The 14,598-nt window shown below is 35.8% G+C and carries 18 protein-coding genes; 14 read left to right on the plus strand and 4 right to left on the minus strand.

Annotation, left to right across the window (positions count from 1 at the left end):
• Positions 1-61 precede the first annotated feature (61 nt).
• Positions 62-301, plus strand: a complete 240-nt coding sequence (locus T323_RS0119350; protein WP_035179334.1) for a DUF1858 domain-containing protein — start codon at positions 62-64, stop codon at positions 299-301.
• On the plus strand, positions 294-1,523 hold the full coding sequence (locus tag T323_RS0119355; RefSeq protein WP_026674759.1) for a DUF438 domain-containing protein: 1,230 nt from the start codon (positions 294-296) through the stop codon (positions 1,521-1,523). The genes T323_RS0119350 and T323_RS0119355 overlap by 8 nt, the downstream gene beginning before the upstream one ends.
• Before the next feature lie 252 nt (positions 1,524-1,775).
• Here T323_RS0119355 and T323_RS0119360 read toward each other — a convergent pair whose 3' ends face one another.
• Positions 1,776-2,975 carry an iron-containing alcohol dehydrogenase gene (locus tag T323_RS0119360; protein WP_026674760.1) on the minus strand — a complete coding sequence of 400 codons (1,200 nt, stop codon included), beginning with the start codon at positions 2,973-2,975 and terminating at the stop codon, positions 1,776-1,778.
• 189 nt (positions 2,976-3,164) lie between these two features.
• Here T323_RS0119360 and T323_RS28125 point away from each other — a divergent pair, with 189 nt between their 5' ends.
• The 6 genes from T323_RS28125 (at position 3,165) to T323_RS0119390 (ending at position 8,967) form a co-directional block, all read left to right on the plus strand.
• Positions 3,165-6,209 (plus strand): S8 family serine peptidase, encoded by a 3,045-nt coding sequence (locus T323_RS28125; RefSeq protein WP_051556623.1) that lies wholly within the window; start codon positions 3,165-3,167, stop codon positions 6,207-6,209.
• Between the two features lie 95 nt (positions 6,210-6,304).
• Positions 6,305-6,847: a hypothetical protein gene (locus T323_RS28130; protein ID WP_051556624.1), complete on the plus strand. Its 543-nt coding sequence runs from the start codon at positions 6,305-6,307 to the stop codon at positions 6,845-6,847.
• Positions 6,848-6,983: 136 nt separating this feature from the next.
• Positions 6,984-7,832, plus strand: a complete 849-nt coding sequence (locus T323_RS0119375; protein WP_026674761.1) for a metallophosphoesterase — start codon at positions 6,984-6,986, stop codon at positions 7,830-7,832.
• A gap of 171 nt (positions 7,833-8,003) precedes the next feature.
• Positions 8,004-8,471, plus strand: coding sequence for a DMP19 family protein (locus T323_RS0119380; RefSeq protein WP_026674762.1), 468 nt, complete (start codon positions 8,004-8,006; stop codon positions 8,469-8,471).
• 26 nt (positions 8,472-8,497) lie between these two features.
• A complete protein-coding gene (locus T323_RS27170; protein WP_051556625.1) occupies positions 8,498-8,785 on the plus strand; it encodes a hypothetical protein in 288 nt (95 codons plus the stop codon).
• Entirely contained in the window at positions 8,782-8,967 is a 186-nt protein-coding gene (locus T323_RS0119390; protein ID WP_026674763.1) for a hypothetical protein, read from the plus strand. The genes T323_RS27170 and T323_RS0119390 overlap by 4 nt, the downstream gene beginning before the upstream one ends.
• 250 nt (positions 8,968-9,217) lie before the next feature.
• Here T323_RS0119390 and T323_RS0119395 read toward each other — a convergent pair whose 3' ends face one another.
• Genes T323_RS0119395 through T323_RS0119405 form a run of 3 tightly spaced genes read right to left on the minus strand, consistent with a single transcriptional unit; the run spans position 9,218 to position 10,244 of the window.
• The gene (locus tag T323_RS0119395) at positions 9,218-9,574 is read right to left on the minus strand and encodes a hypothetical protein (RefSeq protein WP_026674764.1); all 357 of its coding nucleotides are present in this window, start codon (positions 9,572-9,574) and stop codon (positions 9,218-9,220) included.
• Positions 9,555-9,959 carry a VOC family protein gene (locus tag T323_RS0119400; RefSeq protein ID WP_026674765.1) on the minus strand — a complete coding sequence of 135 codons (405 nt, stop codon included), beginning with the start codon at positions 9,957-9,959 and terminating at the stop codon, positions 9,555-9,557. The genes T323_RS0119395 and T323_RS0119400 overlap by 20 nt, the downstream gene beginning before the upstream one ends.
• A 45-nt stretch (positions 9,960-10,004) precedes the next feature.
• Positions 10,005-10,244, minus strand: coding sequence for an LPXTG cell wall anchor domain-containing protein (locus T323_RS0119405; RefSeq protein ID WP_026674766.1), 240 nt, complete (start codon positions 10,242-10,244; stop codon positions 10,005-10,007).
• Between the two features lie 516 nt (positions 10,245-10,760).
• Here T323_RS0119405 and T323_RS0119420 point away from each other — a divergent pair.
• The 6 genes from T323_RS0119420 to T323_RS0119445 all read left to right on the plus strand — a co-directional run bounded on the left by T323_RS0119420 (position 10,761) and on the right by T323_RS0119445 (position 14,559).
• Positions 10,761-11,117: a DUF3221 domain-containing protein gene (locus T323_RS0119420; RefSeq protein ID WP_084309334.1), complete on the plus strand. Its 357-nt coding sequence runs from the start codon at positions 10,761-10,763 to the stop codon at positions 11,115-11,117.
• 33 nt (positions 11,118-11,150) lie between these two features.
• Positions 11,151-11,630 carry a YjdJ family protein gene (locus tag T323_RS27175; RefSeq protein WP_051556626.1) on the plus strand — a complete coding sequence of 160 codons (480 nt, stop codon included), beginning with the start codon at positions 11,151-11,153 and terminating at the stop codon, positions 11,628-11,630.
• 104 nt (positions 11,631-11,734) lie between these two features.
• A complete protein-coding gene (locus T323_RS0119430; protein WP_026674769.1) occupies positions 11,735-12,223 on the plus strand; it encodes a GNAT family N-acetyltransferase in 489 nt (162 codons plus the stop codon).
• 14 nt (positions 12,224-12,237) lie between these two features.
• A complete protein-coding gene (locus T323_RS0119435) occupies positions 12,238-12,906 on the plus strand; it encodes a response regulator transcription factor (protein ID WP_026674770.1) in 669 nt (222 codons plus the stop codon).
• Positions 12,903-14,255, plus strand: coding sequence for a HAMP domain-containing sensor histidine kinase (locus T323_RS0119440; RefSeq protein ID WP_026674771.1), 1,353 nt, complete (start codon positions 12,903-12,905; stop codon positions 14,253-14,255). The genes T323_RS0119435 and T323_RS0119440 overlap by 4 nt, the downstream gene beginning before the upstream one ends.
• A 31-nt stretch (positions 14,256-14,286) precedes the next feature.
• Positions 14,287-14,559, plus strand: a complete 273-nt coding sequence (locus T323_RS0119445) for a YbaK/EbsC family protein (protein ID WP_026674772.1) — start codon at positions 14,287-14,289, stop codon at positions 14,557-14,559.
• Positions 14,560-14,598: the final 39 nt, after the last annotated feature.

The following is a 14,598-nucleotide window of genomic DNA, read 5'->3' on the forward strand; positions in this document are numbered from 1 at the left end:
AAAAGATGACTTTCTGTTACATTGTTATTGAGAATGAATATCATTGATAGAGGTGATTGAAATGAAAACGATTGATTATAATCAGTCTGTTTATGAATTAACGATACACTATCCTGAAATCATCGCAATTTTGCACGAGCTTGGTTTTGACCAAATTACAAAACCAGGGATGTTACAAACAGCTGGTCGAGTGATGACAATCCCAAAAGGATGTCGGATGAAAGGAATCCCATTTGACCGAGTGAAAGAAACAATGAAAGCACATGGTTTTATGGAAAGGGAGGGGAAGGACAATGAGTGAAATCATTAATAATCGCGAACAAGAAGAGGGAAAAGAACTGAATCGAAAAGACATGTTAAAAAAAATCATGAAGGACCTTCATGATGGGAGAAGCGTTGATGAAGTGAAAGCTCAGTTTGAGGAAGCTGTAGGAAATATAACGGTTGAAGAAATATCAAAGCTTGAGCAAGCGCTAATGGAAGAAGAAGGGATTCCAGTTGAAGAAGTTCAACGCCTTTGTTCTGTTCATGCCTCAATTTTTAAAGGGTCGATTGATGATATTCATAGAAACACACAGGACGAAGAACCGCCGGGACATCCGGTCCATACGTTTAAATTAGAAAATAAAGAGATTGATTATCTGGTCAATTTCAAGCTCAAGCTCCATTATGAAAAATTTGAAAAAGAAGCTACTGATGAAGCTAGGTGGAAACTCATTGAAGATTTAAATTTACTACTTGATGTGGATAAACATTACAGTCGCAAAGAAAATTTACTGTTTCCTTATTTAGAAAAGTACGGAATCTATGGACCAACAAAAGTCATGTGGGGCGTAGATGATATGATTCGAGCTGGTATTAAGGAAGTAAAGAAAAAATTACTTCATTATGATGGCAACAAACAGGCGGTGTTAGATGATTTAGATTATGTAATGAGAGAAACGGTTGAGATGATTTTTAAAGAGGAAAATATATTGTTTCCGATGGCATTAAACACGTTGACAGAAGATGAATGGGTAAAGATTGCTTATGAAAGTGATGAGATTGGGTATTGCTTAACATCTCCTACTGTCGAGTGGAAACCGGAGCGAAAAGAAGTGCAAGAAAGCAAATGGGCAGAAGGCATGATTCAGTTCGAAACGGGAAATGTCTCGGTAAAACAACTAGAGGCTATAATGAACCATTTACCAATTGATATCACCTTTATTGATCAAGATGATGTCGTTCGGTACTTCTCTCATGGAAAAGAGCGAATTTTTGCTAGAACGAAAGCCGTAATTGGCAGAACCGTTCAAAATTGTCACCCTCCAAAAAGTGTTCATCTTGTTGAACAATTACTTATTGATTTTAAGTCTGGTGTGAAAGATAGTGAGGATTTTTGGATTCAATTTAAAGATAAATTTGTATACATCCGTTATTTTGCGGTCCGTGATGAAAACGGGAAGTATATGGGAACGCTTGAGTTTACACAAAATATAAGTCCGATTCAAGACATAGAAGGAGAAAAGCGAATGCTTTCTTAAATGATAAAAGCCCCCAAATGCTCCACGGTTTGGGGCTTTTCACGTCTCGTCATGTTACGGGAGGGAGGGGACGTATCGGACATATATTCCGCTATTTTGTGAATGGAGGCCCTTTTTTCATCTCGTTCGGACATCTGTTCCGTTACTTCATGATTTTAGTGATAAAGACGTTCAGATTTTCTACTTTAACGGTAAAAGAAGCCATTTCTATAGAAGTAACGGAATATATGTCCGATAGAATTGAGTAAATACCTATTCTTTAATTTGATAATATAGCTCAGTCATATCTTTTCTAGTAAATATTTGTGGAACGGGATAGAGTGGATTGGCTTCCTGTAATGCTCGTTTTACCATTAATGGAATATCGCTTTCTACTATACAATTGACTTGACTCGGAATTTCCATCATTGTATTTAGCTTCTTTATTTCTTCAATAAACGCTGCAGCCTTTTCCTCGGTTGTAATATAGGATTGTTTAATGCCAATGAGTTCCGCTAATTCGGCTAACGACTTGTGAACGGACTCACCGTATTTTTCTAACACATGAGGCAAGATGATGGCGTTCGCTAAACCATGAGGGTACGAATAAAATCCTCCGAGCTGATGTGCTATCGCATGAACGTTGCCGACATAGGCACGAGTAAACGCTAGTCCTGCTAAATAAGAAGCTTTTTGCATATTTTGACGAGCCACAAGGTTGGAACCGTTTGAGTATGCCTCATATAAATTTTCAAAAATGAGCTGCACGGCGTCTCGACTATATTCTGTTGTTTCATTTGTATTTCCTTTTCCAATAAAAGCTTCAACCGCATGTGTTAACGCGTCCATACCTGTAGCTGCTGTAATATCGGGAGGAAGATTAATCGTAAGAACGGGGTCAAGTACGGCGACATCTGGAATTAAGGTATGATCATTAATTGCATATTTTTCTTGTGTGTCACGGTTTGAAACAACTGCTGCAAGAGTAGCTTCACTTCCTGTCCCTGCTGTTGTTGGAACGGAAACAAGAAAGGGAGTTTCTTTCCGAATCTTCAATTGTCCTTTCATTTGCTGGATCGTTTTTTGGGGCTTTGCGATTCTAGCACCAACCGCTTTCGCACAATCGATCGGAGATCCCCCTCCAAAGGCAATAATCGCTTCACAATGATGGTCGCGATACATTTTGACGGCGTTTTCAATTGTTTCAATAGTTGGGTTAGGAATAACATCGTCATATATAATATAATGAATGTTTTCGTTCTTTAAAGATTCGCATAATGGAGCGAGTAACCCAAGTGTAGTAATCCCTTTATCAGAAACAATGAAAACACACCGAAACTTTTTATCCTTTAATAGCGGGACAATTTCATAGAGACAATTGTCACCTTCGATTAAATGTGGTTGTCGCCAAGTTAAAAAGGAACTGATAAACTTTAAGATTCTCTGATACATTCTACAATATAATGTGTACATTGACGTCCCTCTTTCTATCTAATCTCTTTGTTTTATTATATACGATTTATAGTCAGTACAGTGAAAATTCTCGTTTTCTATTATTAGCTGGCAGTAAATGGTCAGTCTTGAAAAATAATTCTGTTAAAGAGGACTATTTGACTATATAATATTCTTACTACTAGTTTTTGATAAAGAGGAGAATAGCAAATGAAACAAGTGCGATTATGGCTTTTTTTCGTTTTATTTATGGTTTATCCGGTTTCAATCGGGTTTGCTGAATTTGGAGAAGATATACAAGACGAACCGGAACTAACGCAAGAAGAAGTATTGGAATATTTTGAAGAAGAGGGTATTTATAAAGAACAAGAACTGATTGTGAAATTTTTAGATAAGACATCAGAACAGCAAAGAGAAGAATTGATAAAGAAAACAGGAGCTAAAGAAATTCTGTACTTAGAATTAGGTCAGTTTTCTACACTAACATTGCCAAAACAGCTTGACATGGATGATGTAATTGAATTGTTACTACAAGAAGAGATAGTTGAGTTTGTAGAACCTAGTATTCAATTAGAGCATCTAGTAACACCAAAAGATCCGGGATATAGTAAGCAATGGTATTTGAAAAAAATACAAATGCCAAAAGCATGGGATATAACAAAAGGCTCTTCCAAAATCACGGTTGCTGTCATTGATACCGGGATCCAAACAAGTCATCCAGAATTTAAAGGCAAAATTGTAAAGCCATATGATGTCGTCTATAATCGGAAGTCATTAATAGCAGAAGACCACGGAACACATGTGGCCGGTATTATTGGAGCAAAGATGGATGGCAAAGGTGTAACAGGTGTAGCACCAAATGTAAAGATTATGCCGATTAATGTGTTTTATGGTAACGGAACAACAGCTGATTTTGTCGCTGCTGGAATTGAATATGCTGTTGATAATGGGGCAGATATCATCAATTTGAGTTTAGGTAGTCCGTATTATAGCTATATCGTAGATTACTATACAAGTTATGCGCTATCAAAAGGAGTACTTGTTATCGCTGCTTCTGGGAATAGTGATACGAGTCGACCGATGTATCCAGCAGCACATGGAAGTGTTGTCGCTGTTTCCGCAACAAATAAAAATGATGTGATCACCTCTTTTTCAAATTATGGTAATTATATAGATGTTTCCGCTCCTGGACAATCGATCTATTCTACAAAGATAAATGGGAAATATGGGAATTTTGACGGGACATCGATGGCTGCTCCAGTTGTAAGTGGGGTAGCCGCGTTAATTAAGTCAAGAAATCCGTATTTATCACCTCATGAGGTCTATGACATTATGAGCAAATCAGCAAAGGACTTAGGGGCTCCAGGCTGGGATCAATTTTATGGATATGGTCGCGTGGATGCGCAAAAAGCAATAGCGAATACCCGTGTTCCATTAACATCCATTAAAACACCGAACGCGACATTTACGGCAAAAGGAACAAACAACTTCAATATTTCATTTACAACGAATGGACAAGCAAATATTACTGTCCGACTAAAAGATTCAAATGGAAAAATCGTTAAAAAATTTATGACGAATCGAGCATCATCTGGTGGAAAGCAATCTTTTTCATGGGATGGAAAACTTGATAATGGAATTTATGCAAATGGAAATTATGTCATTGAAGTAAAAATGTCCAATGGCAAATTTACAAATACAAAGACAAAAAAAGTGAAGGTTGTAGACAAGGCACCGCCAATTCTAACATTTTCTAAATCGTCATATGGATTTTCACCCAAAGTCAAAAATGACGTCAAACTTTCATTTGAGCTTAATCGAAAAGCAACGGTTACAGCAAAAGTATATGATGCAAACGGAAATGTGGTTAGAACTATTCTGAATAACAAATCTCTAAACGGTGGGAAACGCTCTGTTACATGGAACGGCAAAAATTCAAAAGGAAATGTCGTTAAAGATGGAACGTATACGATTAAATTCACTTCGAAATCAACGAATAATTTAAAAAGCACAAAATCAATCAAGGTTGTCATTGATTCTAAAGTAGATGGTAAGGCCAAACTTAGCTCGACGACATTTAAATCAACCGGTGATAATAATCATAAAGCAACATTAGAGTTTACTGAAAATTTATATGTTAGTACATTTATCATTAACGATAAAGGAACAAAAATCCGCCAACTATCAAATAATAAATTGTATAAACCAAAAAATCGTACATTTAACTGGGATGGAAAAGATGATAAAAACAAGCGAGTCAGTGAAGGAACGTATCGTTATTTGTTTGAAATTAAAGATAAATATGGCAATACGAAAACCGTCAGAAGCTCGAATGTAACGGTGCAAGATTGGTCAAAACCGACCATAACAAAATCAACGGACCTTGAATTTGTTAACAAAGGAACATCATTAACGATTCCTTACCAACTTGGAAAAGCAGGGAAAGTAACGATTCAAATTCATAATGGGTCCACATTAGTTCGTGAGCTTGAAACCAATGTGTCAAAATCTAAAGGAGCACACCAAGTGGTTTGGAACGGTAAAAATGCTCAAGGCCAAGATGTTGCCGATGGCGTTTATCGTTATACGATTAAAGTCGTTGATAAATATGGGCAGCAAGTAGAACGAACTAGAAATATCACAGTTGCTTTTACAAATATCACTATTACGGCACCGGATGTAGTTCATTATGATGATTCGGGTTATTATTCTTCTGCACAAGTGTTCTATGAGCTTTCAGACGCAGCTTTAGTCACAATCAAGATTTATGATTATTATGGTGAGGAAGTTTATACAGTTCAATCAGATCAACAAATGAATAAAGGTATTAATCAGTTTATATGGGATGGAGTGGCTGATTGGTATAGAGAATGGTACTTTGATGGATACACATATGAAATACAAGCAAAACCGTTACACGGAGGAAAGACAACAAAAGTAACAGGAGAGTTCTCTAATAGTGATGACCCTAAGTGGTTACTCGAGAAGAGCTATCAACTAAAACGACCAAATAGTTGGTCTGTCCCAAATGAATTGCTTTATAAAGTTAAAACGTCAGAAAATGTGACGTTAAAACTAACGGCATATCGATATTGGGATGACTATGAGGTATTTACAAAGACGTACTCTATTGCTAAAAATAAAGTAACGGACATTATTTATAAAAAGGATATGAGTCAAGATGAGTATTTCGACTATGAGTTGATATTCACTGACCGCTTAGGTAATAAATACGTTTATTTAATTGAAGAATAACAAGATGGTTGCTGTTGACGATTCTTAATCTCGACAGCAACTTCCTCTTATGGACATGGGTTCCGTTAATGGTATGTATGAAAGGGGGAATTTGGATGACGGTGTATCATTTTATTGCGACTAGCACTCCGATTCTTTCTGATACTTTCGAAGACCGCGGGAAAACGATATACGTTGACGATTTATCAGAACTGAATTTCAAAATCGAGTTTTACAAAGAAAAGAAAAACAAATATTCACCAAAAGTGAAAATTCCCGTTCGTTATTATGAGACAGAAGAAGATTTCCAACAACAAATTGGTGCCCATGAAGTTGACGAAGACCATAATATTCGAACACAATTTCAACATCCTTTTGTATATTATTTGTCTTGTAAAGACACGAGGGAAGGTTATAAATCTTTGTTTCAAGAGTTAGATAGGTTCTTAAGTCATGGTGAGAGGATTGAAATGTATACTTGCCTAGACGGAGAAGAAGAAAAAAGTAGAAAAGACTCATTAAGTATTATTGTTAATTTACGAACATTAACATATAAAAATGATATAGGGACATACCGATTGAACGAAAAACGCCTATATCACGAGCTTAGTGAACGATTTGCGTTCAGAGAACGACAATATGTCATTGTAACTAAGTAAATTTACTTATATTTCCTTGGAAAAGTCATAGTTTCTATAAACTATGGCTTTTTTACATGTTTTTTCAATCTACTTTATAGCAAATAAATGGTAATATAGTAAACGAAACAGTGTATTTTGAGATGGAGCTGAATGCATGAAAAAGGGAAAGAAGAAGAAATGGATTATTTATTGTTTTGTTCTCGTTTGTTTCATTGGTATCTTTTTTTATGTGCAAAATAATGCGGTTGAAACGACAGAATATACAATTCAATTTGATAATATACCAACAATGTTTGACCAGTATAAGATTGTCCAATTATCCGATCTCCATAGCAAATGGTTTGGTCAAGAGCAAAAAAAGCTTATTAAAAAAGTGGAAAAAGAGAATCCAGATCTCATTGTGTTCACTGGTGATCTTGTAGATTCTAAAAAATATGATGAACAAGCGAGTCTTTCGTTAATGGCTCAATTAGTAGCCATTGCGCCTGTTTATTTTGTCACAGGAAATCATGAGTGGTGGTCAGGGAAATATAGTAGTTTAGAAGAAGGATTGCTAGCTGCTGGTGTTCATGTATTACGAAATGAGAGAGAAGTAATAAAAAGGAATGGGGAAGAAATCGTTCTTTTTGGAATTGATGACCCAGCAGCGTTTGCTACGGAAGAAGAATCCAATATAATACTTCATGAGTTACTGGATGATAATAAAAACAACACTAACTTTACGATGTTATTAGCTCATCGCCCTGAGTTGTTTTCCACTTATGCGCAATATGAGATCGACCTCATTTTTTCGGGTCATGCCCATGGTGGACAAGTTCGCTTTCCATTTATCGGAGGACTCGTTGCTCCTAATCAAGGATTTTTACCGACATATGATGCAGGAATGTTTACAATTAATCAGTCCACCATGATTGTCAATCGTGGACTAGGAAATAGTATTATTCCACTTCGAATTTTTAATAGACCTGAAATTGTCGTTGTCACATTGGTAGCAGAGCGCTAGTTAAACGTATAGATTGTGAGGTGTAATATGGAAGTCATAATTCAATGGTTTATTCTTTTTGGTTTTTTGCTTATTTTTGTCGGGATACCAGTGTATCTCATTTATCTTCTCTTTCAATATATAAATCGGAATAAATACAATCATTAAGGTATGGATGAAAGGACGATTAAAGTGAAACCTCAAATGAAAAAGTCGGATTTACAAGATTCTAATGAAATTTGGAATGCAGTGATTACAGTAATGACTGAATATGAATACCCTTCTGATTCCATAGTTGGTAATGATACATATTTATTGTATCAATATTATTCAGAGCTCGAAAGTGGAGGGCACGAAAGCTTATTTACTTGGTTTTCAGAAACAATTGATATGATGGGAATTTTACAATATAGTGGCAAAATAACGGCTTTACTTGAAAAAATAGGAGCGGTTGAATATGCCGCTATTGAAAAAAAGTACATGATAGCGCTTTGGGAAAAATATAACGCATTAGAGAACGGTGAAATTGAAGAAAATGCCTTTTATTCGATTCTTGAGAAAGTAGACGGAGAGTATTATCAATTAGATGGGAAGTTGGATCACTTTCTTCAAAACCATTTTGTTGAAGTTCATCAACAATTGATTGATATTATCGAGTAACAGTATGGTTAGGGGAGGGATAGAGAATGGCCAAAGTGAAACCGAAAAAAAATCCGTTGTTTCCAATAGCTAGTGGTGTATTAGCGATGACCGTTCCTTTCTTCGGCTTGATTTTTGGCATCATTGGGGTAAGGAGCTCAAAAAAGGTGATGATGGTTATACAAGAGAGAAAGGAAGGTATCTCTCAGACGGCGGTTATTGGCTTAATATGCAGCTTGATTGGAATGGTATTACAAGGTTTATTACTCCTTGTTGTTGTAGGTTATTTTTTATTCGAGAATCCTGAGACTATGAAAGGGTGGTGGTTTCTATGACATGGTTGATTGGGATTGGAATGGCGATATTGGCTGTTTTATGGTTAGCAGCTGAATTGACGGTAACAGAAGAAAAGGGCAGTGGGATGAAATCATTTCTTAAAGCCTATAAGAAGTCTATTGTATTTGCATTTGCTCTATTTGCGATGGCAGGAGTTTTGTATTATTCTTTTTTCAATTGACGAGAATAGTCGATCAACGTTGGATAAGCGACTATGGGATGATAAAGCTCATAGTCGCTTATTTACGGACACTGATTCCGCTATTTTCCAATTTCCATAGCTTTTTCAAAGGCTTTCGGACATATGTTCCGCTAATCGCCGAAAAAATGTGAAAATGAGAGCTGGAATTGGAAAATAGCGGAACGTATGTCCGTTAAGTTTCGAACATCTACCTGTATATAAAGAATAACGGAACAGATGTCCGCATGCTTCATTCTTCTGAAATACTAAATCCATCTTGAAATGTGATAATGCCAACTCGGTTTCCATCTTTTTCAAAGGTGTGTAACGCTCCCATTTGGTCCTTTCTCGCCACCCTTTGACCTTCAATAAACTTAAGATAAAGTCTATTAATCCCGTAATAGGAATACGTATATGCTGTATCGTTATGATTGGTTTCGAGTTTAGCTGTAATCGGTACAGGAACATTATGGATTGGGGAAGACTTTAATGTACCGAGGTGTAGTGCGAGAATTATGATAATAGCGAGAGGAAGCGTCCACTTTAATTTTTTTTCATAGAATCCTCCATATTTTGAACAAGCCGTATTATGATTCGTTAGGGGCAACAACTTCAACTTTTATTCGGTCTGGGTCTTCAAAATAGACGGCATAATGGTCGTAGCCGCCTGCGAAAGGATGCTTATTGCCGTATAATATAGGTACATCACGCTCTATCAATTTTACAGTTAGCTCGTCAATATGCTGGCGTGACTTACCATGGAACGCTAAATGATTGAGACCAACACGACAACGGTGGTACGGAATATCTAAAAATTTGGACTCAGTTTGAACAAAAACAATATATGTATCTTGTAGCTTCCAACTTTGGCCTTGTTCCCATTGTTGGTATTTCGAATACCCTAATTCTTCTAGCAACCAGCCCCAAAATGTTGTTGATGTTTTTAAGTTCGATACATACAATTCGATGTGGTGTAGCAATCCTTGTTTCATGCCTTACTCCTCGTCTCTAATAAAATCAATAAACAATGATATAAGTTAAAAATTCAATTTTCTTCGTTTCAATAATAATGAGGATATCATAGAAATTAATAAACAAACACCAATGATTATATACCATGGCTTGCTGTCATAAGCTATCATAAGGAGTAATTCCCAATAGTTTGCTGGGCCTGAATAGGGCCCGGCACTATGCGGATTATTAAAAATATAAGGCAAAACTCCTAAAAACGTTAAAATAACTCCAAAGAGAATTAACAAAACGGAGATTATTTTCATTGAAATTCCCCCCTTATCATTAAAGTTATTTTATCATGTTTTATATAAATGAAAACGAGCCTTCTGATACATTTTACTTGAACAAGCAACCATTTTTGGAGCCCTCCCCTATACGGAGAAATGATAAATCGGTAATCTACTTCCTGACTGTAGGCAAAGGCGAGTCTCCTCATGATTTGCACGAAACCTCACCTTTGCTTTTCATAAAGTTCATATTGAATGAAGCAAAAAATGGCCATGAGAAAAGCAGAAAAAAAAGAGCAATGGTTACTTTCCAATCGAATATAAAGAAACTAATGCTAGTACTAGCCAACATCCATAATAACCAAAGTTGAGCTTCCATTTGATTTGATATACTATCAAATCCCCTTTCTGTTAATGATTTCAAGGGAAAAGTACGGATGGTTTAAGCGTATTCGGTCTTTTGGAAATTATTAATAATTTGTAAAACTTTATTCAGAGACTAAATCCTTATTGCCTTTTTGGCTATAAAAATCGAATAATAAATTTAAAAACATGCAAAAAGGAGGAGGAACGGTTGAAAAGAAAAATAATGTTATTTTGTTAGTCAGTTGCCTTTCTCTCTTTTTGTTTATTTTTGTCTTTTTTAATAATCAATCGTTAGGAAAAACGTATGAGGGTTATATAGTAGAAATAAAGGATAATCGCCTTTTAGTAGTTAATGATGTAAATGTAGAAGAATGGTCTATAGATGACTATGAAGAAAATCTAGAAGATTTAATATGGTTTTATGTAAAAGAAGATACTACTCAATACGAAGTTGGAGAGAAAGTGAAGATTATCGCAGGTGATGGGATGGAAACATCATTACCCCCTCATGCAGATGCGGTAGACATTAAGAAAATAAACTAAACAACATGTAAGTTCATTATAGGAGTGTTTTTTTTGATAAAAATAATTGTTCAATTTGCTTGTGTAATTTGTGTGCTTGTCGTAGCTACGGTAGCTTCTTGGTATGAAGGGAGTGCCTTGTTAGACAACCCATGGGAGTGGAAATATTCAGCGCCTATTTCTCAAAACGTCCATGGAGAAATTCAGTCATCAAGCCAAATTTCACAATTTGACTTCTTTGTTTATGCAGCAAAACATCAACCAATATTTCCGTTTCTTATGATGGTAAGTTTTCTTTATTTCTTGATTCTTATTGGGTATTTCACACTAAAAAAGTGGGACCGAGGATTTCCTTCGTTTCTGATTTGTATAGCGACAATGTTGCTTCTTGGAAGTTTTGTGATGAAAGATTCTCCTACTAGTGGAGGCCAGTTATTTTTTGTTTTTTCGATTATTTTAGGAGTGGCCTTTATTGTGACAGGAAGCTTAATATTGAGTAAAAATGGAATGCAATCTAAAGCAATAAATGAATAAAGAGGAAATAAGCGGACTTTGATGGTTCGCTTTTTGTTATTTTTACTTTAGCTTAAATTCCGATCCTTTAGTATAATAGGAAAAAAATAGTAGGAGTGAAAAAAATGTCTATCATACTTCAAAAGGTGCTAGAATCGGAAAAACAAGTGTTAAAGAATTTATACTCTCTCTACCTTCATGACTTGTCTAGTTTTACGTCACATCTGACTATAAATAACGATGGCTTATTTGAATATGAGGATATTGACTTGTTTTGGGCCATAGAAGGGATTACCCCTTATTTTATTATGGAAGAGAACACAATCATCGGCTTTTTCCTTTTATTACATCGTCCATTTTTAAAAAAGGATCATGATTTCGGAATCAATGATATGTTTATTTTGAATCAATATAAGAGAAAAGGATTTGGTCGACAAGCAGTAGAGGAGATTTTTAAAGAAAACAAAGGAAGCTACTTTATTATCGAATTGTGTGAGAATGTTTCGGCAGTATCTTTCTGGAAAAAGCTTTTCCAAGAGTTAGAGATTGTGTATGAGGAAAAGGAAGAAATTGTTGATGGAGAACGCTGTTATATACATACATTTAAAAGTTAGTGTGGAGGATTAGGATGGTTCATATCTTATATGTTGAAGATGAAAATGAAATTGGAGCTTGGGTAACAAAAGAATTAACCGAAAAAGGGTATGAAGTGACATGGCTTCAATCTGGAGAAGGGATTGAGCGGTATATAATGGAAGCGGATTTAATGATATTAGATATTATGCTTCCTGGCTTAGATGGATTTTCAATTGGAAAACGAATAAAAAAAGAAACGAAAACTCTCCCGGTGTTAATGCTTTCTGCAAGGGCGGCAATTGAAGATAAAATTGAAGGTTTAAGCTTTGCTGATGATTATTTGACAAAACCATTTCATCCAGATGAGCTTTGTGCAAGAGTAGAAGTATTGTTAAGAAGATTTGAAAAAGATGAGGAGACTTTACAAATCCATCATTTAACGATTCGTCCTAAAGATATGCATATTAGTAATACAGAGACAAAAGAAGAAATTCAGCTTACCGGAAAACAACGAGCTATTTTTCAATTTTTTATCCGACATTTAAATCAAATTTTAACGAAGGAACAATTGTTTGAAGGGGTTTGGGGCGAACAGTACATAGAAGGAGATAAAACATTAATGGTCCATATTCGTCATTTACGTGGAAAAATAGAAAAAGACCCAGCAAAACCTGCCGTTATTGAAACGATTCGTGGCATTGGGTATCGGGTGAAAAGATGAATTTTTTGCGCTCCTTACTCGTAAAATACATGCTCATTATTTTATTTGCGATTGGGCTCGTCCAAATTAGCTTTATTTTAACAGCACTTGTTGTTTTTAATACAGAGCCATTGCAACAACAGGTCAATCATCTTAATGCAACAGAAATTGAAAATAACTGGCATGAAGAAGCGAACGCCATCTTAACCAATCCGACTAAAGCAGTTGAACAGCTTTTTCTCAAGTGGAAAGAAAAGTATCCTGAATCCTCCATGTTTTGGGTTGATGGAGATGGACGATTGCAATTAGAAATCGACACAACAGAAAAATTGCCTGCTAATTGGTCGAGTGTAAATACCGCACAATTTTTAAAAAGTCGCTATAATGGTGATCCGTTTACGGTTGTGGCCTTTGTAGGAGAAAAAGACGCCGATGGCTTTGTTGTTCTTGAGTTACCTCGGGATTTGTTAACTTTCCAAAATGTACAAGAATATGGTCATTTTTTTGTCTTCATGTTTATTGGCATTATTCTTTTCTTTATTTTCATTTCTTTTTTATTTTTCCGTTCAATTCGAAAACGACTTCTAACGTTACAGCATGCGATGGAAGTTCGCGAAGTCGATGGTTTGCCAGTTTTAATCGATGTGAAGAAAAAAGACGAGATTGGTCAATTAGAACAAACGTTTAATAAAATGGTGCAAGAATTAAAGGAAAGTAGACATCGAGAACAACAAGAAGAGCAATTACGGAAAGAGCTCATTGCGAATTTATCCCATGATTTAAGAACACCATTAACGAAAATACGGGCTCACCTTTATTCACTTGGAAAAGAAGAAGAACTTTCAAAAAACGGGGAGCAATCCGTTGAGATGATGGATCAATCGATTCAACATGTCGATCAATTCATCGAAAACTTAATGTCCTACACCCTTTTAACAGCAAATAAATACGAATATGAACCGAGCAAAATCGATATCGTTCGGTTGTTACGAAAAACAGTAGCGTCTTGGTATCCATTATTTGAAAAAGAATATTTTACAATTGAAGTTGATTTCCTTCCTTTACAAGAAAAAGAATGGCAAATTGACCCACTATGGATGGAACGGATAGTAGACAATGTTCTTCAAAATGTGTTGCGTCATGCAAAAGATGGCCGCTTTATTCAAGTAAATACAGTCGTAACAGAAAAAGCTGACGTAATTGTTATAACAGACCACGGACCAGGCATTCACCATCAATCAAATGAATCAGGCGTAGGCATTGGGTTATCTATTGTCGATATGATGGTAAAAGAAATGGGATTAGATTGGGAGATATCGTCAGATGAAAGTGGAACGACGGTGAAAATAAGCAGAAATTTTAAAAGTTGAACCGCTCGGATTTATTATTAGGAGTTCGGTTTTGGAGTTTGAAAACATTGAAGCGAAATCGTCGCTAAGTGGTAAAAAAGGAGCATGGGTTATTAAGCTCCTTTTTTTAAAAGATAAGAAAGGAAATTTTTGGTCTAGCAGCGAAGCTTTGAAAGCTTATTCAAGAAGAGCGAAGGCTGCGCACCTGCGCGTTTCCCCCCAAGAAGAGCACTTGTGGTTCACTGTCAAAAGCGGGCAGGGATCCGCACTTCGCTTGAAACGAAAAGACGCTCCGCGTTTTTCTTATAACAGTTTAATCGACTAGCTATCTTTTAGAACTTTTTTAGATGACTATTGCATTCTC

This window comes from Alkalihalobacillus bogoriensis ATCC BAA-922, assembly GCF_000621445.1.
In the GTDB taxonomy this organism is placed as follows: domain Bacteria; phylum Bacillota; class Bacilli; order Bacillales; family Bacillaceae_F; genus Bacillus_AO; species Bacillus_AO bogoriense.

Coding starts and splice junctions, on each gene's coding strand:
- T323_RS28130 (WP_051556624.1), top strand. CDS start 6,305: ATGACGGTGTATCATTTTATTGCGACTAGCACTCCGATTCTTTCTGAT.
- T323_RS0119400 (WP_026674765.1), bottom strand. CDS start 9,959: ATGAAACAAGGATTGCTACACCACATCGAATTGTATGTATCGAACTTA.
- T323_RS0119355 (WP_026674759.1), top strand. CDS start 294: ATGAGTGAAATCATTAATAATCGCGAACAAGAAGAGGGAAAAGAACTG.
- T323_RS0119350 (WP_035179334.1), top strand. CDS start 62: ATGAAAACGATTGATTATAATCAGTCTGTTTATGAATTAACGATACAC.
- T323_RS0119375 (WP_026674761.1), top strand. CDS start 6,984: ATGAAAAAGGGAAAGAAGAAGAAATGGATTATTTATTGTTTTGTTCTC.
- T323_RS0119430 (WP_026674769.1), top strand. CDS start 11,735: ATGTCTATCATACTTCAAAAGGTGCTAGAATCGGAAAAACAAGTGTTA.
- T323_RS0119405 (WP_026674766.1), bottom strand. CDS start 10,244: ATGAAAATAATCTCCGTTTTGTTAATTCTCTTTGGAGTTATTTTAACG.
- T323_RS28125 (WP_051556623.1), top strand. CDS start 3,165: ATGAAACAAGTGCGATTATGGCTTTTTTTCGTTTTATTTATGGTTTAT.
- T323_RS0119360 (WP_026674760.1), bottom strand. CDS start 2,975: ATGTACACATTATATTGTAGAATGTATCAGAGAATCTTAAAGTTTATC.
- T323_RS0119435 (WP_026674770.1), top strand. CDS start 12,238: ATGGTTCATATCTTATATGTTGAAGATGAAAATGAAATTGGAGCTTGG.
- T323_RS0119420 (WP_084309334.1), top strand. CDS start 10,761: ATGCAAAAAGGAGGAGGAACGGTTGAAAAGAAAAATAATGTTATTTTG.
- T323_RS27170 (WP_051556625.1), top strand. CDS start 8,498: ATGGCCAAAGTGAAACCGAAAAAAAATCCGTTGTTTCCAATAGCTAGT.
- T323_RS0119440 (WP_026674771.1), top strand. CDS start 12,903: ATGAATTTTTTGCGCTCCTTACTCGTAAAATACATGCTCATTATTTTA.
- T323_RS0119390 (WP_026674763.1), top strand. CDS start 8,782: ATGACATGGTTGATTGGGATTGGAATGGCGATATTGGCTGTTTTATGG.